At 70.9% G+C, this 22,597-nt stretch carries 21 protein-coding genes and 2 pseudogenes; 8 read left to right on the forward strand and 15 right to left on the reverse strand.

From position 1 onward, the window contains the following. Positions 1–98: 98 nt before the first annotated feature. From M4I32_RS10620 to M4I32_RS10635, 4 genes are all read left to right on the forward strand, one after another. Positions 99–1,157 carry an ABC transporter ATP-binding protein gene (locus M4I32_RS10620; RefSeq protein ID WP_319034470.1) on the forward strand — a complete coding sequence of 353 codons (1,059 nt, stop codon included), beginning with the start codon at positions 99–101 and terminating at the stop codon, positions 1,155–1,157. After that, on the forward strand, positions 1,154–2,206 hold the full coding sequence (locus M4I32_RS10625; RefSeq protein ID WP_319034471.1) for an ABC transporter permease subunit: 1,053 nt from the start codon (positions 1,154–1,156) through the stop codon (positions 2,204–2,206). The genes M4I32_RS10620 and M4I32_RS10625 overlap by 4 nt, the downstream gene beginning before the upstream one ends. Positions 2,207–2,513: 307 nt before the next feature. Next, a complete protein-coding gene (locus M4I32_RS10630) occupies positions 2,514–3,257 on the forward strand; it encodes a formylglycine-generating enzyme family protein (RefSeq protein ID WP_319034472.1) in 744 nt (247 codons plus the stop codon). Positions 3,258–3,316: 59 nt separating this feature from the next. Then, positions 3,317–4,153, forward strand: coding sequence for a PhzF family phenazine biosynthesis protein (locus tag M4I32_RS10635; protein WP_319034473.1), 837 nt, complete (start codon positions 3,317–3,319; stop codon positions 4,151–4,153). A 126-nt stretch (positions 4,154–4,279) separates the two neighbouring features. On the opposite strand, the gene M4I32_RS10640 is transcribed toward M4I32_RS10635, so the two are convergent. From M4I32_RS10640 to M4I32_RS10695, 13 genes and pseudogenes are all read right to left on the reverse strand, one after another. Further along, positions 4,280–4,783 (reverse strand): tetratricopeptide repeat protein, encoded by a 504-nt coding sequence (locus M4I32_RS10640; RefSeq protein ID WP_319034474.1) that lies wholly within the window; start codon positions 4,781–4,783, stop codon positions 4,280–4,282. 70 nt (positions 4,784–4,853) lie between these two features. Continuing rightward, a pseudogene (locus M4I32_RS15225) lies at positions 4,854–5,252 on the reverse strand (cytochrome c-type biogenesis protein CcmH); the annotation flags it as partial. After that, positions 5,207–5,743 (reverse strand): TlpA disulfide reductase family protein, encoded by a 537-nt coding sequence (locus tag M4I32_RS10645; RefSeq protein WP_319034475.1) that lies wholly within the window; start codon positions 5,741–5,743, stop codon positions 5,207–5,209. The gene M4I32_RS10645 and the pseudogene M4I32_RS15225, both read right to left, overlap by 46 nt. Further along, positions 5,740–7,758, reverse strand: coding sequence for a cytochrome c-type biogenesis CcmF C-terminal domain-containing protein (locus M4I32_RS10650; RefSeq protein ID WP_319034476.1), 2,019 nt, complete (start codon positions 7,756–7,758; stop codon positions 5,740–5,742). Before M4I32_RS10650 ends, M4I32_RS10645 begins: the two co-directional genes overlap by 4 nt. A 16-nt stretch (positions 7,759–7,774) precedes the next feature. Continuing rightward, complete coding sequence (locus M4I32_RS10655) at positions 7,775–8,191, reverse strand: cytochrome c maturation protein CcmE (RefSeq protein WP_319034477.1); 417 nt, start codon at positions 8,189–8,191, stop codon at positions 7,775–7,777. Then, positions 8,188–8,934: a cytochrome c biogenesis protein CcsA gene (ccsA, locus tag M4I32_RS10660; RefSeq protein ID WP_319034478.1), complete on the reverse strand. Its 747-nt coding sequence runs from the start codon at positions 8,932–8,934 to the stop codon at positions 8,188–8,190. Before ccsA ends, M4I32_RS10655 begins: the two co-directional genes overlap by 4 nt. Further along, complete coding sequence (locus M4I32_RS10665; protein WP_319034479.1) at positions 8,931–9,323, reverse strand: c-type cytochrome; 393 nt, start codon at positions 9,321–9,323, stop codon at positions 8,931–8,933. The genes ccsA and M4I32_RS10665 overlap by 4 nt, the downstream gene beginning before the upstream one ends. After that, positions 9,320–9,730: a hypothetical protein gene (locus tag M4I32_RS10670; RefSeq protein WP_319034480.1), complete on the reverse strand. Its 411-nt coding sequence runs from the start codon at positions 9,728–9,730 to the stop codon at positions 9,320–9,322. Before M4I32_RS10670 ends, M4I32_RS10665 begins: the two co-directional genes overlap by 4 nt. 2 nt (positions 9,731–9,732) lie before the next feature. After that, a complete protein-coding gene (locus M4I32_RS10675; protein ID WP_319034481.1) occupies positions 9,733–12,237 on the reverse strand; it encodes a cbb3-type cytochrome c oxidase subunit I in 2,505 nt (834 codons plus the stop codon). Positions 12,238–12,241: 4 nt separating this feature from the next. Beyond that, entirely contained in the window at positions 12,242–13,333 is a 1,092-nt protein-coding gene (gene coxB / locus M4I32_RS10680; RefSeq protein WP_319034482.1) for a cytochrome c oxidase subunit II, read from the reverse strand. Then, positions 13,330–13,731 (reverse strand): hypothetical protein, encoded by a 402-nt coding sequence (locus tag M4I32_RS10685; RefSeq protein WP_319034483.1) that lies wholly within the window; start codon positions 13,729–13,731, stop codon positions 13,330–13,332. The genes coxB and M4I32_RS10685 overlap by 4 nt, the downstream gene beginning before the upstream one ends. Next, complete coding sequence (locus M4I32_RS10690) at positions 13,728–15,500, reverse strand: GMC family oxidoreductase (RefSeq protein ID WP_319034484.1); 1,773 nt, start codon at positions 15,498–15,500, stop codon at positions 13,728–13,730. The genes M4I32_RS10685 and M4I32_RS10690 overlap by 4 nt, the downstream gene beginning before the upstream one ends. A gap of 2 nt (positions 15,501–15,502) precedes the next feature. Next, entirely contained in the window at positions 15,503–16,477 is a 975-nt protein-coding gene (locus tag M4I32_RS10695) for a gluconate 2-dehydrogenase subunit 3 family protein (protein ID WP_319034485.1), read from the reverse strand. A gap of 109 nt (positions 16,478–16,586) precedes the next feature. Here M4I32_RS10695 and M4I32_RS10700 point away from each other — a divergent pair, with 109 nt between their 5' ends. Both M4I32_RS10700 and M4I32_RS10705 read left to right on the forward strand, forming a co-directional pair. Next, complete coding sequence (locus M4I32_RS10700) at positions 16,587–17,432, forward strand: cytochrome c oxidase assembly protein (protein WP_319034486.1); 846 nt, start codon at positions 16,587–16,589, stop codon at positions 17,430–17,432. Positions 17,433–17,486: 54 nt separating this feature from the next. Continuing rightward, positions 17,487–18,143 (forward strand): histidine phosphatase family protein, encoded by a 657-nt coding sequence (locus tag M4I32_RS10705; protein ID WP_319034487.1) that lies wholly within the window; start codon positions 17,487–17,489, stop codon positions 18,141–18,143. Positions 18,144–18,228: 85 nt separating this feature from the next. Here M4I32_RS10705 and M4I32_RS10710 read toward each other — a convergent pair whose 3' ends face one another. After that, entirely contained in the window at positions 18,229–19,227 is a 999-nt protein-coding gene (locus M4I32_RS10710; RefSeq protein ID WP_319034488.1) for a nuclease-related domain-containing protein, read from the reverse strand. A 171-nt stretch (positions 19,228–19,398) separates the two neighbouring features. Between M4I32_RS10710 and M4I32_RS10715 the strand changes: the two genes are divergently transcribed. Beyond that, positions 19,399–20,010, forward strand: coding sequence for a hypothetical protein (locus M4I32_RS10715; RefSeq protein ID WP_319034489.1), 612 nt, complete (start codon positions 19,399–19,401; stop codon positions 20,008–20,010). A 73-nt stretch (positions 20,011–20,083) separates the two neighbouring features. Then, on the forward strand, positions 20,084–20,872 hold the full coding sequence (locus M4I32_RS10720) for a type I restriction-modification system subunit M N-terminal domain-containing protein (protein WP_319034490.1): 789 nt from the start codon (positions 20,084–20,086) through the stop codon (positions 20,870–20,872). A 538-nt stretch (positions 20,873–21,410) separates the two neighbouring features. On the opposite strand, the pseudogene M4I32_RS15230 reads toward M4I32_RS10720, so the two are convergent. Further along, positions 21,411–22,592 (reverse strand): annotated as a pseudogene (locus tag M4I32_RS15230) (hypothetical protein); the annotation flags it as partial. Between the last annotated feature and the right edge of the window lie 5 nt (positions 22,593–22,597).

The raw sequence follows: 22,597 nt of genomic DNA on the forward strand, positions 1-22,597 counted from the left end.
GTCGGACGCATCCGCGGGACTCGTCCGACGCTCGCGACATCTCCGACGCCCGGCACGCGCGCACGGTCGCCGTCGGCGGGGGTGTCTAGGCTGGCGGCATGACTCCCGGCATCGAGGCCACGGGCCTGCGCCGCTCCTTCGCCGACGTGCGCGCGGTGCGCGACGTGTCTCTGCAGGCGCTGCCCGGCCGGGTGACGGCGCTGGTGGGCCCCAACGGATCGGGCAAGACGACCCTGCTGCTCATGCTCGCGTCGCTGCTGCGGCCGGATGCCGGGCAGATCCGCCTCGGCGGCGTCGACCCGGTCGCCGATCCGCGCGGGGCCCGCGCCCTGCTCGGCTGGATGCCGGACGCCCTCGGCGCCTGGCCCTCCCTCACGGTGCGTGAGACGCTGCACACGACGGGCCGGCTGTATCGGCTCTCCCGCGCGGATGCCGCGGGCCGGGCCGAGCAGCTGATCGCCGAACTGGCCTTGGAGGACCTGGCCGACGCGCCCGCTCGCGTGCTCTCGCGCGGTCAGAAGCAGCGGCTGGGCCTGGCCCGCGCCCTCGTGCACGACCCTTCGGTGCTGCTGCTCGACGAGCCGGCGTCGGGACTGGACCCGCGCGCCCGCATCGAGCTGCGGCACCTGCTGCGACGCCTTGCCGCCGAGGGGCGCACCGTGCTGGTGTCGAGCCACGTGCTCGCCGAGCTCGACGAGGTGGCCGACGACGCGGTGTTCCTGCAGAACGGCGAGACCGTCGGGGCGGAGCGGCTGGCCCGTGCGGCCCGCCGGATGCGGGACTGGCGCGTGCGGCTGGTGACGGCATCCGACGCTGATCCGGACGCGGATCCGCGGCTGCCCATCCTCACGGTGCTCGACGACCACGACCCCGCGGGCGTGCGCCGGGACCGGCGCGACGTGCTGGTGCCGTTCGCGTCCGAGACCGAGGCGGCGCAGTCCCTCGCGCGCCTGGTGGCGGCGGGGCTGCCGATCGCGGAGTTCGCGCCGGCCACGGGCGAGCTCGAGCACACCTTCCTCGACCTCGGTGAACCGGACGACGCCCCTGGTCGGCCGGGCGGCGATCCCGGCCGAACCGACACCGGGCCGGGTGCTGCACGCGACCCGGGCGACACCGCCGGGCCGGGCGCTGCGACCCCGGGGGAGGCGACGCGATGACCGACTTCTTCTCCGGCATGGCGACGGTCGCAGGCCTCGAACTGCGCCAGCGGGTGCGCAGCGTCGCCTGGTACGTGCTGCTCGCCATCTTCGCCGTGCTGCTGCTGGCCGTCACGCTGCTCGCGGGGATGGTCTTCTCGTCCTCGCCGAACCAGTTCCGCGGCGCCTACTCGGTCGTCGTCTACATCGTGCTGCTGCTGGTCACCCTCGTCAGCCCGGCGCTCAGCGGCAACGCGATCAACGGCGACCGCGACCAGGCCACGCTCGCCCCGGTGCAGGTCACGCTCGTGAGCACGCCGCAGATCATCGCGGGCAAGTTCGTCGCGGCGTGGGCCACCGGGCTGGCGTTCGCGGTGGTCGCGGTGCCCTTCATCGGGTTCACGTCGCTGGCGGGCGGCGTGCCGTTCGGGGCGGTCGCGGCATCCATCGCGGTGCTCGTGGTCGAGATCGGCGTGATCGCCGCCTTCGGCGTGGCGCTCTCCGGCATCCTGAACCGCCCGCTGTTCTCGGTCGTCACCACCTATCTGGTGGTCGCCGCGCTCACGGTCGGCACCCTCATCGCGTTCGGACTGGGCGGCGCCGCGGTGCGCACCGAGGTCGTCGATCAGCACCGGTCGTACGTGTATGACTCCTCGGGCATGCCGACCACGGACCCGCCCACCTGCGGCCCGTGGCAGCAGACGGTGCGCGAGACGCCGCGGTTCGACCGCGTGTGGTGGATGCTTGCGGCCAACCCCTTCGTGATCCTCGCCGACGCGACGCCCATCGCCTTCGGCCCCGAGGGGTACCCGGTCGACACGTTCGGGCAGATCAGCGTGGCCGTGCGTTCGGCGCAGCTGCCGCCCGAGGGCTCGGTGTGGGACGACTGCGACCGCAGCGGATGGGGGCAGAACGCCGAGACGCCCGAGCAGGTGCATGCGCGCACGGTGCCGAGCTGGTTCGCCGGGCTCGGCATCCAGATCGTGCTCGCCGGCGGCGCGCTCGTCTGGGCCGGGATGCGCACGCGGACGCCGGCGGCCCGGCTGCCGCGGGGCAGCCGCATCGCGTAGCAGCCGGGCGCGCCCTGCAGCTCGACGCGCGCGGCAGGTCTCGGCGCGAGCGCTGCGCTCCCCGCGTCGTGTCGGGCGTCGGAGATGCGCTGGGCGTCGGACGCATCCGCCGGATTGCTCCGACCCTCGCGACATCTCCGACGCTCGCGGCATCCCCCCTGCCGGCGTTGGCGCCCCTCGTCGTGCTGAGCGTCGGCGATGCGCTGGGCGTCGGACGCATCCGCCGGGTTGCTCCGACCCTCGCCGCATCTCCGACGCCGGACGCGCGCCCGGCCCCCGCGGCACGGCGCCATGACACACTGGCGCGATGCCCGACATCGAGATGACCCGCATCCCCGGGGGCACCGTCGGCCTGCACGATGCGCGGCGGCGCCGGCGCTGGAGCGTCACGCTCGAGCCGTTCGAGATCGGCGTCTTCGCGGTGACCGAGGAGCAGATGGCCGAGCTGCTCGCCGTGCCGGCGACGCACCCGCGGCGGCCGGCGGTCGAGGTCAGCTGGCTGCGGGCCGTGCGGTTCTGCAACGCGGCATCCGAGTGGGAAGGGCTCGACCCGGCCTACTCGGTGGACGGCGACGAGGTCACGTGGCACGTCGACGCCGACGGATTTCGCCTGCCCACCGAGGCCGAGTGGGAGCACGCGTGCCGCGCCGGATCGAGCACCCCGCAGTACGGCCCGCTGCCCGAGGTGGCGTGGACGAGCGCCGACGGCGTCACCGCACCGCAGGGTGTCGGAGGCAAGATGCCGAACCTGAACGGCCTGTTCGACACGCTCGGCAACGTGTGGGAATGGTGCTGGGACCTGCTCGACCCGGCCCGGTACGACGAGTACCGCGTCTTTCGCGGCGGCGGGTTCGCCGACGACGCCTGGAGCGTGCGTGCCTCGACCCGCCGCGGCGGTGCCCCGCGGATGCAGCACGACGACGTCGGCTTCCGCGTCGCCCGGGGCGGCTTCGACGCGGTGGATGCCGCCCAGGGCTGGTCGGCGGCCGTCGACCTGGACCGCGCGGCCACGTCCGCGCCCCTGCCGCCCGGCTGGACGCCGCGGCGCTGATTCCGCCGCCGCAGGCGACGTGGCAGAATCCGATCGTCGGCGAGGCAAGGATCGGGCACATGAGTTCACGAGAACGCGCTTTCGCGCAGGTCGACGTCTTCTCGGCGACGCCGTTCCTGGGCAACCCGGTCGCCGTCGTCCTCGATGCCGACGGCCTCTCGGACGAGGCGATGGCGCGGTTCGCCCGGTGGACCAACCTCTCCGAGACCACCTTCGTGCTGCCGCCGCGCGCAGCATCCGCCGATTATCGGCTGCGCATCTTCACGCCCGGGGGCGAGCTGCCCTTCGCCGGGCACCCGACGCTGGGCTCGGCGCACGCCTGGCTCGAGTCGGGCGGCGAGCCGGGCGACCCCGATGTGATCGTGCAGGAGTGCGGCGCGGGCCTCGTCCAGATCCGACAAACGGATGCCGGTCTCGCCTTCGCCGCGCCGGCCACGACCCGAAGCGGGCCTCTCGAGCCGGCGCTGCTCGCGAGGGTCGCGGCGGCGCTGGGGATCGGGGTCGATCGTGTCGTCGCCCACGGCTGGGTCGACAACGGCCCCGGCTGGCTCGCCGTGCAGCTGTCGACCGCCGAGGAGGTGCTCGCCCTCGACCCCGACCTCTCCGGCGTGCGCGACCTGATGATCGGCGTCGTCGGCGCCCACCCCGACGGGCGCTTCGAGCTGCGGGCCTTCGCGCCCGCCATCGGCGTCGACGAGGACCCCGTCACGGGGAGCCTCAACGCCAGCGTCGCGCAGTGGCTGATCGGCCGCGGCGCAGCACCGAGCCGCTACACCGCGAGCCAGGGAGCCCGGGTCGGCCGCGAGGGCACCATCGCGGTGACCACCGACGCCGCCTCCCAGGTCTGGGTGGGCGGGCCGAGCACCACCGGCATCCGCGGGAGAGTGTTGATCTAGGGGTGTACTGGTCGAGTATCCGCGACGGGCGCTCACCCCTCGTTCATCCGACGCAACTTGCCGGTGTGGATGCCGGGAATCCGCAAAGTGCGTCGGATGAAGCGTCAGTGGCGCCCAAATCCCCGCTCAGCGCGCGACGCCCTCGATCGCCTCGCGCACCTCGTCGCGCAGCGGCGAGTCGGGCGTCAGCTCGAGGTAGCGGGCGAGCAGGTCAGCCCCCTCGGGGCGGTCGTTCTGCACCAGCAGCGTGCCGAGCAGCAGCAGGGTGCCGGGCTCATCCGGCACGCGCGCGTTCTCGCGCTGCAGGATCGCGATGGCCTCGTCGGTGCGCCCCGCCTTGACCAACGCGGCGGCGTACTCCTGCGCGGCATGCGACGACGAGGGCGCGAGCCGGTACGCGGCGGCCCACTCCTCCAGCGCCTCGGCGTCGCGGCCCGCGTCGGCGTACGACTCGGCCAGGCGCGTGCGCAGCACGGCGTCGCCCGGGTCGGCGGCGACGGCATCGGCGAGGATGCCGGCCGGGCTGCCGGCCGACGAAGGGGCCGCGTCCCCGGCCGACGAGGCCGCAGCATCCGGGTCCATCGGCGCCGTCCCGCGGGGCACGAGCAGCGGCACCGCGACCGCGACCACGGCGAGCCCCGCGAGCAGGCCCCCCCAGGCGCCAGCGGCGCACGCCCGTGCCGGCGAAGCCCGCCACCACGAGGGCCGCGGCGGCGATCAGCCCCAGCGGAAGGATCCACAGCAGCAGCGACAGTCCCGACGGCGGCGGGTCGAGCAGCACCCCGGCCCCGTACCGTTCGGCGAACCACGTGAGCACCTCGTCGTCCGTGTCGCCGGCCCGCACCCGCGCCGCGACCGATTCGCGCATCGCCTCCGAGATCGGCGAGGCGGAATCGGCGACGGACTGCGCCACGCAGGTGGGGCACCGCAGCGACCCGGCGATATCGTCCACGCGCTGCGCCTCTGACCGCGCGGCGGGAAAGGCGAGCGCCGCCAGCACGCACGCCACCAGCACGGCCACCGCCAGCAGCGGCAGCCAGAGCCGGCGCGCTCTCACGGGTGCACCGGCAGGCGCGGTTCGATCTCTTGGCTGATCCATGCGGGCGTCACCGGTCCGGCGTTGCGGGCGAGAATGTGTCCGTCGGGTCCGACGAGGAACGACTGCGGCAGGGCGCCGACGCCCCAGTCCACGGCCAGCGTGCCGGTTCCGTCGCGGATGCTGGGAAAGGTCATCCCCGTCTCGGTGATGAACGCGCTCGCGGCATCCGCGTCGTCGCGAAAGTTCAGGCCGACGACGCTGAAGCCGTCGTCGCGCAGGTCCTCGTACGTCGACTGCAGCAGGGGCGCCTCGGACCGGCACGGCGGGCACCAGGAGGCCCAGACCGTCACGAGCACCACGCGTCCGCGCAGGCCCTCGAGATCCACGGGTTCGCCGGTCAGGCTCGTGCCCTGCAGCGGCGGGGCGAGCGCGGCGCCCGCGCCGGCCTCATCGCTCGTGCCGGGGGCCGCGGGCGCGCACGCCGCGAGCAGCAGCAGGGCGCTCAGCATCCCGGTCAGGCCGACCAGGCGGGCGAGGCGGGCGCGGATCATGGCGCACCCTCCCGCGCCAGCAGCGCGGGCTCCGACGCCGCCTCGGTGCCGCGCGCGCCGGCCCGGCGGAACGGCAGGCACAGCGCCGCACCGGCGACGGTCAGGGCGCCCGTCCACCACAGCCACGGCACCATCGGGATCACCGCGATGCGCACGGTCGCCACCCCGGCCTCGGGGTCGAGATCGAGCATCGAGACGTAGATGTCGCTCAAGGGCTGCGAGCGGATGTCGGGTCCGGCGACCACCGTGGCGTGCTCCGGAAAATAGCGCAGCTGCGGCCGGGCGTCGATGAGCAGCTCGTCGTCGTCGGCGATCAGGATGCGCGCCGTGCTGGTGGTCGTCTGTCCCTCGTCTTCGCGGTCGAACGACACCAGGGTCGCGTCGACCGGGCCGAACGACGCGACCTGCCCCACCGCCAGCGACTGCTGCGAGATGGATGCCGTTCCCGACGCGACGATGGCCACGGCGCTGAACGCGATGCCGGCGTGCGCGATGAGCGCGCCGATGGTCACCCGCCGGCGCGGGCGGCGCACAGCCCGCTCGGCGAGGGTCACGAGGATGAAGGCCGCGGCGGCGATGGCGATCACGAGGCCCGCGTCGCGCAGGAACACCGCGGCGATGGCGCCGGCGAGCGCGGCGGTGGCGGATGCCGCGGCCAGCAGCGCCGGTGAGCGGTCGCGCTCGCGCAGCACCGGGCCGATCGCCATCAACGCCAGGATCGCGACGGCGAGCGGGGCGAGGGTGCGCCCGTACCAGGGCGGGCCCACCGAGATCACGTCGCCGGCGACGGCCTGCACGATCGTCGGCAGCACGGTGCCCACGAGCACGACGGCGGCGACGAGCAATAGCGCGATGCGCCCCGCCCGCACGACGCCCCACGCGCCACGGCGACCGGCGGCGGCAGGTGGGGCCGCGGGCAGCCGCCGCGTGCGGGTGGCGGCGAGTACGCCCCACAGCACCGTTGCGGCCAGCGCGATCCCGCCGAGCCAGAGCCCCACGGGCGAGAGTGCGAACGCGTGGATGCTGGCGACCAGGCCCGAGCGGGTGAGGAACGTCGCCAGCAGCACGAGCGCGAACGGCAGCCCCGCGAGTACGACGGCCCACCGACGCCAGCCCGGATCGCGCGTGCGGGTTCCGACGGCGTGGAGCAGCGCGGTGCCAGCCAGCAGCGGCAGCGCCGAGGCGTTCTCGACCGGATCCCACACCCAGTAGCCGCCCCAGCCGAGCACGGCGTACGACCACCATGCGCCCAGGCCGATGCCGAGGGCGAGCAGGATCCACGCGACCAGGCTCCAGCGGTGCACCTGGCCGCGCCATCGGCGCCCGGCCTGACCCGCGACCGCGCGGGGAGCGAGCAGCGCGCCGATCGACAGCGCGTAGGGCACGAGGTAGGCGGCGAACCCGGCGTAGAGCAGCGGCGGGTGCACGCCCATGGCCGGGTGGTCCTGCAGCAGCGGGCTCGGTCGGCCCTCGGTGATCTCGGGCACGGCGTAGAACGGCGTCACCAGCAGCGACACGGCGGCGAAGGCGGCGACGCTGCCGGCCGCGACGACGCGCGCCCAGCCCCACGCACGCACGCCGGATGCGGGGTCGGCCGTGGCGTCGGTCGTGGCGGCGACGGCACGGTCGTCGGCGCCCACATCGCCACCGGCCCGCACCCGGCGGGCGGCGAACAGCGCCGCGACCGCGGCGAGCACGAGCACCCAGAGCAGCAGCGACCCCTCCATCGCCGACCACAGCGCGGTCACGCGGTAGTACAGCGGCATGGCGGCCTCGGTGGTCTTCACGACGAAGCCGGCCGAGGTGTCGCGGGCGACCAGCATCCACTCGAGCACGACGAAGGCGGCGGCGGCGAGGCCGGCGGTGGCGAGCACAGCGACGACCCCCACGCGACGCGCGCGCGCGGCCCGGCCCGCGCGCGCCCGCAGCGCGACGACGAACGCGGCGCACGCCGAAAGCGCCGCCGCGAGCACCAGCACCTGCAGCAGCAGGCCACCCCACAGCGCGGCCGTCACGGTGTCGCCCCGGCTGTCACGGCGAGGCCTCCTCGGGGGCGCGGTACTCGTTGGAGTGGCGCATCAGCACCTCCTCGCCCACGAAGACGCCGTTCACCCACCGCCCGTCGACGACGGCGCCCTCGCCCTCGCGGATCATGTCGGGAAAGCGGCCCGCGTACGCGATCGTCATGTCGGTGTCGCCGTCGGTGATCGACAGCGTGGAGCGCTGCGCGTCCTCCGCCATCGACCCGTCCACGACCAGGCCGCCGACCCGGATGTCGCGATCGGTCTGCCCCTCCTGCACCGCCTCGGTGGGGGTCAGGTAGTAGACCACCGACTCCTCCATCGCCACGATCGCGATGGTGGCCAGCGCCGTGCACGCCGCGAGCAGGATCGCCGCGCCCACCAGGCGCCGGCGCCCCGCGGGCTGTGCTGGCTCGTGCTCGCTCACCGCGGGCCTCCCGCTCCCGCCACCGGCTGCGCGACGGTCGGCACATCCTGCGCGAGCGGATCGGCCTGCTCCATCGCTGTGCGCGCCTGCCGCGCCCGCAGACGGCCCATCCGTGCCCGGATCACGAGGGTCGCCAGTGCGGCCGCGGCGCAGATCGATGCCCCCAGCGCGATGCCCATCTGCCCGTCGATCGGCGGGCTCAGGCTCGGCGCCAGGATCGTCGGCTCCTGGTGCAGCGTGCGCCACCAGATCACCGAGAAGTGCACGATGGGCGCGCTCGCGAACGCCGCGATTCCCACGACCGCGACGAACGTCTGCCCGGCCCGACCGACGACGGCGTGGTGCAGGCCGATGTAGGCGGCGTAGACGAGCCCCATCGCGAGCGTGGAGGTGATGCGCGGATCCCACGCCCACCACGTGCCCCACGTGACCGACCCCCAGATGCTGCCGGTCAGCAGGGTCAGGCCGGTGCACGTCACGCCGGTGATGGCGGCCGTGCGCGCCAGGTCCTGCGCGGTCGCGGACCGGCGGATCAGGAACCACGCGCTCGCGAGCAGCACGACCGAGTAGCAGAGGTAGGCACTCAGCGCCGAGGGCACGTGCAGGTACATGAGCTTCTGGATGCCGCCCTGCACGGCATCCGGCGGCGCGATCTGCGCCAGCGCGACCGCCACGATCACGAGCACGCCCGCGACCGCGACCCACGCGCCGTCGACGAGCCTGCTCTCGCCGGTGCGGATCACTGCCCGTAGAGGAACGCGGCGATGTCCTCCGCGTCGCCCCGCGTCACGCCCATGTCGGGCATGAGTGTGCCGGGGTCGACGAGCTGGGGATTCTGCAGCCATGCGATCAGCTCCTCTGTTCGATTCGGTATCTGGCCCGCCAGAAAGTCGCGGTCGGCGAGGTCGTCGAGGGCGGGCGCGACGGATTCGTCGTCGACGCTCGGCACGTTCGGGATGCTGTGGCACGAGGTGCATCCGTACTGCACGACGAGCGTGCGGCCCTGCTCGGGGTCGCCGCCGGGCACCTCGATCTCGGGCGTCTCGGGCCCGCACGCCGTCAGCGTCGCCGCGAGCATCACGGCGCCCCCGACAGCCAGGGGACCGGTGAGCAGCGATCTGCGCGTTCTCATCCGCAGCCTCCGAACAGGAAGGGCGTGGCGCCGATCATGACGACGCCGTACCCGAAGAACAGGCCCGCCCCGATGGCCGCGACCCCGAGGAACGCACCCCCCGACTCGTCCTGCTCGCGTTCGCGCCGCACGAGCAGCACCGCGCCCGCGATCACGGCCGCGACACAGATCGCGAGCATGCACGCATTGAGTGCGACGACGATCCAGAACACGGCGGAGCCGGGCGGCATCCGGCCCGTGCTCGTGTAGGCCGAGCAGGTGAAGTCCTGAATGACGTAGGAGGCGCCGAGCGAGATCAGCCACGCGACGATCGGCGCGACGAGCGCCGCGACGCCGAGCAGACGGCGGCTGCGCGTGCGCGGCAGGCGCTGCCGGGGGTCCTGTGAGGCGGCGACGACGTCGGGCATGGTCAGATCACCGCCTCGGGCAGCACGTCGATGACGACCCACGCGATGGCCCAGCAGACGAGCACCCCGACCCACACGACGGCGGCGTACTCGGCGACGATCGCGGGACGGCTGTCGCGCCGGTGCCGCAGCCGCGCCAGCAGCGCGACCAGGGTGCCGGCGATGCCGACCCCGATCAGGGCGCACGTGGCGAGCGAGAGCGCCCACGCGGAGGACTGGTAGGCGTCGGCGCCGGGGTCCAGGCCGCGCACGGCCAGCAGCACGAACGCGAGCACGAGCGCCCCGGCACCGGCGGCGGCCGAGACGACGACGCCGACCAGGTGACGACCGCGGGTCGTGAGCTGCCGCGCGGCAGGGCGGCCCGACGAGGCCCACCACGCTGCGAGCGCCGCCAGGGCCAGCAGCAGGGCGACGCCGGCCGAGAGCAGCGGCTGGGGCGTGGCCGGCTCGAACGGCCACACGGGGGCGTTCACCTGCAGGAACAGCGCGGAGAAGGCCAGGGTCGCGATCGCCACCGTCATGGTGATCGCGATCGACAGCGCCGCCCACCAGCCGATCGCGCGGGCGCCGCGGTCTTCGAAGGAGAACTCGCCGCCGACCGGGGGGAGCGGGTCGGCCCGCTGCTCGCTCTCGTTCACGAACGCCCAGCCGCCGAAGCCGACGAGCGCGATCGCGATGCCGGCGAACGCGAGCGGATACCAGCCCGAGAGCACGGCGACCGAGATGACCGCGATGCCGACGGGTGGCACGATCGGCCACCACGTCGGCGCGGGCAGCAGCGCCGCCCCACGCGGCTCGGCCGCGATCGTGCTGGTCACCGGCGTCGCCCGCACGTCGATGGGGGCGTGGTCGAACGCCTCGCGCACCCGGTCGAATCGCGCCGGCGCCGCATAGCGGTCCCACCCGGGCTCGCGGCTGGTGACGACGGGGATCGTCGGCCAGTTCTCGGACGGGGGCGGCGAGCTCGTCGTCCACTCGAGCGTGTCGCCGTGCCACGGGTCGGCCACCGAGGGGCGACCCCGCACGAGCGAGAGCACGAGGTTGACGGTCAGCACGAGCACGCCGGCGGCGAGCATGAAGGCGCCGATGGTCGAGAGCAGGTTGACCGTGGTGACGCCCAGCTCGGCGCCGTAGGTGAAGACCCGCCGCGGCATCCCCCACAGCCCGGTGAGGTGCATCGGAAAGAAGGTGGTGTGAAAGCCGACGAAGATCAGCAGGAAGGCGGTCACCGCGGGCGCGGCCGCGTAGTGCCGGCCGGTGAACTTGCCCCACCAGTGGTGCAGCGCGGCGAAGATCGGGAACAGCATCCCGCCGATGAGCACGTAGTGAAAATGGGCGACGACGAAGTAGGTGTCGTGCACCTGCTGGTCGAACGGGGTCGAGGCCACCATCACGCCGGTGATGCCGCCCGCGACGAACGTGATGATGAACCCGATCGCGTAGAGCATCGGCACCGTCAGGCGTGGGCGACCGAGCCACAGGGTCACGATCCAGGCGAAGACCTGCAGCCCGCTGGCCAGCGAGATCGACATGCTGGCGGCCGTGAAGAACGACATCGTCACCGACGGCAGGCCCACCGTGTACATGTGGTGCACCCACAGGCCCAGGCTCATCACCGCGGTCGTCGCGATGGCGATCACGATCAGCGGGTACGCGACGAGGGGTCGCCGGGCGTGCACCGGCACGACGTGGCTGATGATGGCCGCCCCCGGCAGGAACATCACGTACACCTCGGGGTGGCCGAAGATCCAGAACAGGTGCTGCCAGAGCAGCGGACTGCCGCCCACGTCGCTGTCGAAGAACGCGGTCCCCACGGTGCGATCCAGCTCGAGCAGCACGGTCGCGACGGTCAGCGGCACGAACGCGGCGATGATCATGAACGCCACCGCGAGCATCGTCCACGCGAAGATCGGCATGCGGTGCAGCCCCATCCCGGGGGCGCGCAGGCACAGGATGCCGACGGCCAGCTCGATGGCGGCGCCGATCGCGGCGATCTCGGCGAGCGTCAGCCCGAGCAGCCAGAAGTCCATCGCGCCGTCGGAGAAGTCGCCGCTGAGCGGCACGTAGGCGAACCAGCCGGCATCCGGCACGAGGGCGAAGAGGTAGCTCGAGTAGAGGATGACCCCGCCGAACAGGTAGCACCAGTAGTTGAAGGCGTTCAGCCGCGGGAAGGGCAGGTCGCGCGAGCCGATCATCAGTGGCACGAGATAGGTCGCGAGGCCCTCGAGGAACGGCACCGCGAAGAGGAACATCATCGTCGAGCCGTGCATCGTGAACAGCTCGTTGTAGGCCTGGGGGCCGAGGAAGTCGTTGCCCGGCTGCGCCAGCTGCACCCGCATCAGCAGCGCCTGTACGCCGCCGATCAGGAAGAACGCGAACGCGGTGAGCATGAACCGCGTGCCGACGGACTTGTGCTGCACGGCGGTGAACAGCCCGCGAAGGCCGCGCGGGGCCCGCCAGGCCTCTTCGAACGACGTGCCGAGCTGCGGAGGAGCGGTCGATGTCACGGCGTCACTCCAGGCTCTCGAGGTAGTCCAGCAGCTGCTGCAGCTCGACCCCGTCGAGGTCGGTGCCCGGCATCAGGTTGCCGGGCTTGATCGACTGCGGATCGAGGATCCAGCCCGCAAGCTGCCCGCGTTCGTTGGGCAGGATGCCGGCGGCGATCGTGCGTCGACTCGCCAGGTGCGTCAGGTCGGGGCCGACGTCGCCGAGCGCCGCGGTGCCCTCGATGGTGTGGCAGTACACGCACGACGACGACATGAAGATCTCGCGACCCCGTTCGACGTCGGGGTCTTCCGGCTCGGCCAGGCCGATGTCCTCCGGCGCGGCGGGCAGGCTCTGGCGCTGGGCCCACCCCTCGAACTCCTCCTGGTCGTGCGCGATGACCAGCATGCGCATCAGGGCGTGGTCGGCGCCGCAGTATTCCGCGCACTGGCCCCAGTAGGTGCCGGGATCGTCGGCCGCGAGCCAGAGCGCGTTCGTCGTGCCCGGGACGGCATCCATCTTGCCGCCGAGTTCGGGTACCCAGAAGCTGTGGATCACGTCCTCCGAGGTCAGCTCCACGCGCACGCGCGAGCCGGTGGGGATGTGGATCTCGTTGGCGGTCGTCACGCCGAGCTCGGGGTAGGTGACCTCCCACCAGTACTGGTGCGCGATGACCTCGATGAGTGGGCCGTCGGTGTCTTGCTCGGGGTCGGTGTCGGCGAGCACCGACGCCGAGACGAAGGTGAGCGCCCCCAGCACCAGCGCCGGCACGATGGCCCCGGATGCCGCAACGACCCAGAAGCTGCGGCGCTCGCTGCGGGGCTCGGGCTTCGCCGGCTCGTCGCCCAGCGCGTCGAGGTCGGCGCCCTCGCCCTTCGCCGCCCGCCGTCGCCGCTTGACGATCGCGATCACCAGCACGGTCGTCACGATCAGCCACACGAGCGTTCCCAGGCCGAGCATCAGCAGCCACAGCCCGTGCACGCTCTGGGCGCGTTCGCCCTGCGGATTGAGGATCGACTGCTGGCCGTTCGGGTCTTGCGCACAGCCGGCGAGCGCGACGAGGGCGAGGGCCGATCCGGCGGCGAGTGCGCGGCGCAGGGCGGGCGTTCCCGGCCTCACGAGGGTGCCTCGACGATGATCGTGCCGAACGTGCGGCTCTGATCGAGCCAGTACACGTACGAGCCCTCGCTGTCGAAGACGTGCGAGATCGTGGCGCCCGGCACCAGCCGGCTCGGGCCCCACTCCGGGTCGAAGGCGAACATCTCGTCGGGCTCGCCGTCGGCGTTCTGATCGGCGGCGTCTTCGGCCGCGCCGCCGATGAGCACGTGGGTGTGCGTGCCCACGTTGTGCCACCGCACCTCGGTTCCCGTCTCGACCGTGAGGGTCGCCGGGGTCGACAGGCCACGGTCGGTGCCGTCGCCACCCACCTGGATGAGGCGGGTCTCGTCGCCGTCGGCGCAGCCCGTGAGCGCGCCCAGCATCAGCATGCCGAACAGGGGGAGAGCGCGGCTTTTCATGTCAGCAGATCGCCGGGGTTGCGAAAGTAGCGGTCGCGGATGGCCGACGACGCGCGATAGGCGAGGGCACCCACGGTGCCGGTGGGGTTCATGCCGGGGTTCTGCGGATACAGCGCCGCGCCGGTGACGAACACGTTGGGCGTGTCCCAGACCTGCCCGTAGCTGTTGGTCACGCTGTTGCCCGGGTCGGTGCCCATGATCGCACCGCCGGTGGGATGCGTGCTCTGGTACTGGTCGTAGCGATAGTCGGGCAGCTCGGTCGTCGTCGTCTTGCGGTCCGGGCCCATGGCATCGAGCACCTCTTCGCAGCGGGCGGCGATGAACCGGAACATGCGGCGCTCGTTGTCGCGCCAGTCGAAGGTGATGCGCAGCAGCGGCAGGCCCCAGGCATCCGTGAAATTTGGGTCGAGGTCGCAGAAGTTGCCCTCGTAGGCGGGGCTCTCGCCCTCGATGCCGATGCTGCCCACGCTGTCCCAGTAGTTGGCCAGATCGGACTTCCACGCGGCGCCCCACTGCCGGTCGACGAGACCGCTGAGCAGGTCCTGCGACGACCCGATCGGCTCGCGCTGGCCCGCGCTGGGATAGATGCGGGCGCCGCCGACGAAGTCGACGTCGGAGTGGTCGAAGTTGTCGCCGTTGAAGTCGAAGATCTGCGGCACTGTGCAGCCGTTGCCCATGTAGAAGTTGAAGCGGCGGCTGTTCCAGAGGCCCTTCGCGGGCGCCTGCGCCATCTGATACGTGTAGTTGCGGCCGACCAGGCCCCGGTCGTTGCCGATGCCGTCGGGGTGCGCGTCGCTGCGGGCCAGCAGCAGGTTGCGGATGTTCTCGAGCGTGAACGAGGCCGACACCACGACATCCGCGGGCTGGAAGTGCTCCTCCATGTCGGCGTTGACGTAGCGCACGCCCGTCGCGAGTCCGTCGGGTCCGGTCTCGATGCCGACGACGTGGCTGCGGGTGCGTACCTCGTAGCGGCCGGTGTTCAGGGCCGGGGCGAGCCATGTGGTGAGCGGGCTGGTCTTCGCGCCCACCTCGCAGCCGTAGCGGGTGCAGAAGCCGCAGTACAGGCATCCGGCGCGCACGTTGCCGTACGGATCGGTCCAGCCGCGCGAGAGGATGCCGGCGGGGGTGGGAAAGGGGTGGTAACCCAGCTCGTCGGTGGCCTCGTTGAACAGGTTGCCGAACAGGCTCTCGGCGAGCGGCGGGTTCGGGTAGTCGCGCTGGCGGGGACCTTCGAAGGGGTTGCCGCCCTCGATGATCGTGCCGCCGAGGTTGCCGGCCCGGCCCGAGATGCCCATGTCGTACTCGAGGGCGTCGTAGTCGGGCTCGAGGTCGGCGTAGGTGATCGGCCAGTCCTGCACGGTCATGTCGTCGGGCAGCTTGCCGGCCCCGTAGCGCTCGGTGTAGTGGCTGCGGTACTCGAAGTCGTTGGGGTGAAAGCGCCACGTGAGCGCCGTCCAGTGCACCATCGAGCCGCCCAGGCCCTGGCCGGGGTTGAACGAGCCGTACTGGCGCATCGGCAGCGCCGCGGCATCCGCGCTCGGTCGCCACGTCCACGAGACCTGCGAGAGGTCCTGCATCAGCTCGTACCGGTTCTGGTAGTGCATGCTGTCGTGGTTGTGGGCGAAGTCGGGGTAGGTCCACCGCTCCTGGCCCTGTTCGAGCGAGACCATGCGCAGCGACGTCTCGGGCAGGATGCGGGCGGCGAAGATGGATGCCGTCATCCCGCCGCCGATCGTGACAATGTCGACGGGGTCGTGTCTGATCACCACGGTCAGCCGTCCTTCACGCCGGGGAGCGGGCCCTGCAGGGCGGTGAGGGGCGGGGTGTCGTGGTCGTGACGGTCGGAGTTCATCGGGGGCAGCTCGGCGAGCCGCTGCGGCCTGCGCCGTACCCCGAGCAGCATCTGGGCGGGCGTGTAGGCGCGCTGCGCTCCCGGGTAGCCGATCATCAGCCAGCCCGCGTAGCCCTCGTTGCCGCCGTACGCCGGGTCGGAGAACATGCCCTCGATCGTGTCGGTGCGCACGGTGCTGAAGAACTCGCCGGGGCTGAGGTCGCCGAAGGCCGTCTCGGCGGCCTCGGCAAGCTGGGCCTGCCCGCCCGACCCGTTCTGCTGGCCGCTGCTGCCGCCGCGGCCGGTGGCGCTGCTGCCGCTGCTCTCGGACGCCTGCTGGATCTGATCGAGCACCATCAGCAGTTCGTCCTGCTGGGGTTCGGTCAGGTCGGCGAACGCGGAGCCGTACTGATCGTCGGCGAAGTCGTTCATCGCCGCGAGCCCGCGGCGATAGAGCTCCTGCGGAAGCACGCCGGACTGGTAGCCGTAGCGGTACAGCTGGCTCTCGGCGACGACGAGCGCGTCGCCGGAGGGAACCGCGGCGGCCGAGTCGACGACATCCACGAATGGGGCCGCGAGGTAGGACGGCTGGGCGAACGCGTCGTAGCGGGCGAGCTTCTGGTCGATGTAGTCCACCGCGCCGGCCTCGACCGCGCCGGGGTCGCCCTCGGAGCCGGGCATGATGCGGCCGACGATCGCCTGCACGGTGCGCCGCTGCTCGGCGTCGAAGAACGGCGGCAGCTCGGTCTCTGGCGGGCCGAACATCAGGTCGTCGGGCGACGTCGTTCCCTGCTCATCGGTGGCCGTGCACCCCACGATGACGGCGCCGCCCACCGCCACCATCGATCCCAGAAAGAACCGGCGCGAGACGCCGCCCCCTGGGAGCGGCGGATGGGTGAGGTCGGTGGGTGTCACGGTGCTCCTTGTCGCGGTGGCAGACGGCGTCCGAGGTCTACGTTCGCGGCAAACATCCAGCCTTCGCATGGGGCTTGTTTAGGAGCAGCAGTGCTGTTACAAAGCGCCCATGGACTTTGCGCTCAGCCCCGCCCTGCTGCGTGCCGACGCGGTGGGCCTCGCGGTCACCGTGGTCGGCGGCGGGGCCTACGCCGTGGGGGCGGCGCGGCTGCGGGCGCGGGGCGACGCGTGGCCGGCGGCGCGCAGCATCTGCTTCTTCCTCGGGGTGCTCGCGGTGTTCGCCGTCACCTGCACGACGCTGGGGGCGTGGGCGATGAGCCTGTTCAGCGTGCACATGCTGCAGCACATGGTGCTGAACATGGTGGCGCCGGTGCTGCTCGTGCTCGGGGCGCCGATCACGCTGGCGATGCGGGCGCTGCCGGCGCGGCCGCGGCGCGTGCTGGTCGACGCGCTGCATTCGCGGCCGGCGCGGGTGGTGACGCATCCGCTGCTCGTGACGGTCGTGTTCACCGGCAGCCTGTTCGCGCTGTATTTCACGCCGCTGTTCGGGTTGGCGATGGGCTCGCACGTGGGGCACCTGGCGATGCAGGTGCACTTTCTGGTGTCGGGCTACCTGATGTTCTGGCTGCTGGTCGGCATCGACCCGGGCCCGCGCCGGCGCGAGGAGGTGGCGCGGATGCCGGTCGTGCTGGCCCTCGTCGTGACGCACACGGCGTTCGCCTTCGTCGTGGTGTTCACGAGCGTGGTGATCGGCGCGGACTACTTCGCGACGGTGCGGGCCCCGTGGCCCGTCGATGCGCGGGCGGATCAGGCGCTCGCGGGCGGGATCGCGTGGGGGCTGGGGGAGCTGTCGAGCGCCGTGATCGTCGTGGTGCTGTTCCTGCAGTGGTTCGCGCGGGCGGAGCGGCGGGAGGCCGCGGAGCGGCGGGCGGAGGCGCGGGCTGCGGTGCGGTGAGCGCAGTGCGGTGAGGGGGTGCGGTGAGAGGGCGCGCCTCGGTACGGTTGCGGTGTGCCCACCGTGGATCCGCTGCCTGATCATCCCGCTCCCGACAGTCCATCGGGAAAGCTGGTGCTGCTGCGGCACGGTGAGACGGAGTGGTCGAAGCTGGGCCGGCATACGGGACTGACCGACATCCCGCTCACGGCCCGCGGTGAGGACCTCGCGCGCGGCGCCGGCGAGCTGGTCTCGGGCTACGACTTCTCGCTCGTGCTGACCTCGCCCCTGCAGCGGGCGCGGCGGACCGCCGAGCTGGCGGGTCTACATGCGGAGGTCGACCCGCTGCTCGTCGAATGGGACTACGGCGGGTACGAGGGTCGTACGACGCACGACATCCGCGGCGAGCTCGGTTACAACTGGAGCACGTTCACCCACGGCGTGATTCGGGGCGAGACGCCGGGCGAGACGGTGGAGGAGGTCGCGGCGCGCGCGTCGCGGGTGCTCACCCGCGTGCTGCCCGCGATGGCGGAGGGCGATGTCGCGCTGGTCGCGCACGGCCACTTTCTGCGCATCCTGACGGCCGTGTTCCTGCGGATGGCGCCGCGTTTCGGCGCGCAGATCACCCTGGATGCGGGATCGGTGTCGGTGCTGAGCTTCTACCGGGAGCAGCCGGCCATCCTGTCGTGGAACTACGGGCGCGAGCTGCCGCTGGTGCCGTCGGAGTCGTGAACCGCGGCGTATCGGCTCTGCGGGGTTTCGAGCTTCTTGTGGGCGTATGCCACTTCAGGGTGAAGCAGGAGATTCGCTGCTCCAGTCAGAACGGCCCGAGCTGAAACACCGCGATGCCCACGACCGGGAGCGCCAGGATGCCGGCGCCCCAGCCCCGTCTTCTCCGTCGCGCCGCGGCGACAGACTCGCGCAACGTCGCAAAGGCGACGAGGTCGGGCTCTGCTGGTGTGATCGTTCCCCATGTCTGTGGATCACTGATCGCACGGGCGAGCCCGTCGATATCCTCCGACGAGAAGACGGTCGGCTGCCGGTGAAGCCACCGGGCGAGTTGCGCCGAGCGAAGAACCGAGACGTCTGTCGGCCGCTCCTTGAAGGTGACCTGACGAGCAGCGACGATCGCGATGATCGGTCGAACCTCGACCGGACGGTGCACCGCTTGAGTGAGCAGCTTCGCCGCACGTCGGGCTTCATGTCGAGCGTTGCGTAGGTGGTCGGTGCGTTGGCCGGCGACGAGGACGCGCTTGCTCGCCACCCAGACGCTCTGGCCTTCGTGATACTTCGTGTTGAGCGTGAAGACACCGCCGGGCCCGACCACGACGTGGTCGATGTCGCTTCCCGCGCTGCCGACGGGAATCGCATGGACGACCCGCCATCCAGCCCCCAATCGATCCAGCACGTTCGCCACTTCGAGCTCACCGATGGCGCCGACATACCAGGATTGACTTGCTCTGGAGAGCGGGGTCAACCCGAACAGGCGCGCGACGCCCGAACGCGGGGGTGCGGTCGCTTGCACACGGAGAGTCTCTGTGATCACGGCTGCGGCGGGCGGGCGGCGCCGCAGAGCATCGCCGACTATGCGTTCGGATGGCGGCGGTGTGGCCACAGGCGATGAAGTCGCGGGCGCGCCAGCCGGGGCCGCAGAAACGGCAGCCGAGGCCGCCGGATTGGGTTCGGGGGAAGTGCACTCGAGGCAACGCGTCGTCCGCGTCGTGCGCTCATAGATCGCGGTGGTTCCTGCCGGAAGGCTGTTGCTGCAGAGGCGACATGTGCCTGCGTAGCGGAGCCGCATCTGCTCGTCGGTCATCCGTTCACAATCCTCCGTTTTCTGCGTTCAGACTATGAGGAACCCTGGTTCTGCGCGGAAGCGCCAGCGCGTCCACGCCACTGTCGGCGATGGCGACGTTCCCCGCCGTGTCGGGCTAATACGATCGCAGGGCGGGTCGAGATCGCCTGCACGTCGAACTTTAGGGAACTCATGCACAAGCCTGCCCGTACCGCGCTCGCATCGCTGATCGTCAGCACCGTCATTGTCCTCGGTGGCTGTTCTGCTGATAACGGCGCGGGGTCTACAGGCGGCAGCGATTCCACGCCTGCCGCCGTCGAGGTCGAAGAGAACCTGGTCTCGGTCGACGTGCGCGTGGCCCGGTCTCTTGTCGACCCGGACGGCTCGCTAGAGGACGACGACATCGTGGCGGCGGCCGCCGATCAGGGCATGACGGCCGTCGTCGACGGCGACTCTGTCGTCTACACGATGAGCAAGCAGCAACGCGACGAGATGTTGGCAGAGATGCGCTCGTCTGCGCAGGATTCCATCGATGACATGGTCTCCGATACGTCGAACTCCGTCACCGGCGTGGAGGTCAATGATGCGATGACGAGCTTCCGCGTCTCGGTCGACGGTCAGCAGTTCTCGCCACTCGAAGGCATGCTCGTACTCGGCTTCTACATTCAGGGAGCGCTGTACCAGCAGTTTGCGGGGGCCTCACCGGATGATGTCGAGGTGACGGTCGATTTCGTCGATGACGCGACCGGCGACGTGCTCGAATCCGGTTCATACCAGGAGTGGCGCAAGAATCTCGAGCAGTGATCCTGCTGCACCTGCCAGCTGCGCGCTGGCGCCTGCCCTGGAAGCGGTGAGGTCTCACTCGACTACCGTAGGAATGTTGTACGCGACGGGAGATGGTGTGGTCACAGGTGAGTTGAAGCGCCAGGTCGACAAGGTCTGGGATGCCTTCTGGTCAGGTGGCATCGCCAACCCCGTCGAGGTGATCGAGCAGATCACGTACCTGCTGTTCATCAAGCGCCTCGACGACCTGCAGCTGCTCGCAGAGAAGAAGGCCGCGCGGTTCGGCGACGAGGTCGAGAACCCGGTCTTCCCCGACGGCTACGACAGCGACCTGCCCGGGCGACGCCCCTACGGCGACCTGCGCTGGAGCCAGTTCACCAACTTCTCGCCGTCCGAGATGTTCGAGGTCGTGTCGCAACACGTCTTCCCGTGGCTGCGCCAGCTCGGCGCCGAGGGCACGAGCTACGCCCGCAACATGCGCGACGCGCGGTTCACGATCCCGACGCCGGCGCTGCTGACGAAGGTCGTCGACCTCCTTCAAGACATCCCGATGGAGGATCGCGACACCAAGGGCGACATCTACGAGTACATGCTCTCGAAGCTCGCCACGAGCGGCACGAACGGGCAGTTCCGCACCGCGCGGCACATCATCCAGCTCATGGTCGACCTGCAGCAGCCGCGCCCCGACGATCTCATCATCGACCCGGCGTTTATGCGCAAGTCGGATGTCTCAAGAGACATCCAAGCGCCGGTCAGGCTGGTGCTTGGAGGTTCAAGTCGGTCGCTCTGCTCTCCCGTGAGAACTCGAGCCACCACCCTGCGAAGGCAGCCGGCGCAATCACTTCCAGCCTGTGCACGCCTTCGCCAACCGGAAGGACCTTGACGAGGCGCGCGTCAGCCTGCGCGGATGTTCCGACCGGCGAACCAAACTGGGCCGATGGGTCCTCTCTGAGGGCTTCCATGATCGAGTGCGCGACTCTTTCCACGGCCACTGCGAGAAGCGTTTCAACGTCGCCATGGAGGTCAAGCTCGTAGGCGGACCACACCGCGGCGGGGTCGAGGTCACAGGTCACCGAGGCTGCGGCACGTGCCTCAGCGACGCCCTTGCGATCGATAGCTAGAACCTGCTCCAACGTGCCTTGCGGATGCGCCCACACCCCGTGGTCCGCAAGCAAAGTGAGGAGCCGCGCCTTTCGGATGCCCTCCGCAGTCGACTCGTCATCGAGACCGGCCAACCAAGCTCCCCTCGATGCGGGATCGCTCGGAACCTTAGCCTCATCCGCTTTGCGGATTAGGGGACGCAGCACCGTTGAGATCCGACCGGGGCTCTCGGCGAACGTCTCCGTGATTGCACTTGAGAGCCCCGGCAGTGAGTCGAGGGTGCGCTGCATCTCGGGGTCGAACAGCGCGTCAAGATCACACACCGCGCGTACGTCCAAGCCCAGCTTCGTGCAGATCTCCAGCCATAACGCCACACCGCCGCTCCCGCCGCAGTCGACGAGATCTGTCTGCGCGACCACTTCCGCCGACGCGACGCGTGTAAGAGTTGTAGACATCGCGGCGACATCCGTCACACCCTCGAGCAGAACAGGTCGGGGCGAGAACACGATGTCGCTTACCAGTTGTGGATTCTGTGCGAGCGAAGCCTCCACGCGGTCCGCTTGCACATCCAAGACGCTCTCGCTCATCCGGCGCGGCGGCGATCCGGCGCCGAAGACCCAAATCGACGCCAAGTCGCTGGCGAGTCGTGGCCGCAAGAAGCTCGGCTCGTGTGTGACTACGATCGCGGATCGTCCCGACTGCTCGCATTCTCTGTTCAGCTCGGCGAGCCACAGCCTGGCCATGGAGGGGTGCAGGTGGAGTTCCGCCTCATCGACAACAAGCAACCGCCAGTCATCTCGATAGACCGCGGCGAGGAGGACCACCAGCTCGCGAAGACCGTGACCCTCGTCTCGAAGCAACGAGTACTCGACTGATCCCATGCGCACGTACGGGTCTAGGAATCCGGCTGTTTCGCGCAGTTCGATGGATCGCCCGAGAGCGCGACGGGTGAAAGCTGCAACGCGTAGCAGGACCTCTGGCTCCTCACGAAGCGCATAGAGCTCAGTGGTCGCGAGACCAGCGAGCCTTGCCATCTCGAGGATCTGTCGGCGTTCTTCCTCGCCGATTGGGACGCCGCGGTACTCGGTGGGTGTTGAACCCCAGCCGTGGTTAACAACGTTCATCAACCCGACCAGGCGATCGGTTGTCAGGATCCGCTCGCCTGTGGCCAAGGCGATCGCGCGAGCGGCCTTTGACTTTCCGCTGCCATTTCGCCCGACGAAGTACTGGACTGGGTGCGACCAGTCCGAGATCTCGATGAATTCGTGCTCAGAGCCAACCGAGTCGATCCCAAAGACGCCAGCTCGTCTGATGGTGACCGAGTCGGGGAACTTGTCACCATCAGTCGGCATTCGACTGATGGACGTCACCTTGAGCGGAGGGTCCCAGGTGTGGATGGCGAGGAACTGATCTGCAGCTTCCCGCTCACTGCCCGCGTCAACCTGCTGACGGTCGATACTGCCACCATTCGGCGCTACCGCCGACACGAGGAATCGGGTCATTGATC

It is taken from the genome of Microbacterium sp. LRZ72 (genome assembly GCF_033792225.1).
Classification (GTDB): Bacteria; Actinomycetota; Actinomycetes; order Actinomycetales; family Microbacteriaceae; genus Microbacterium.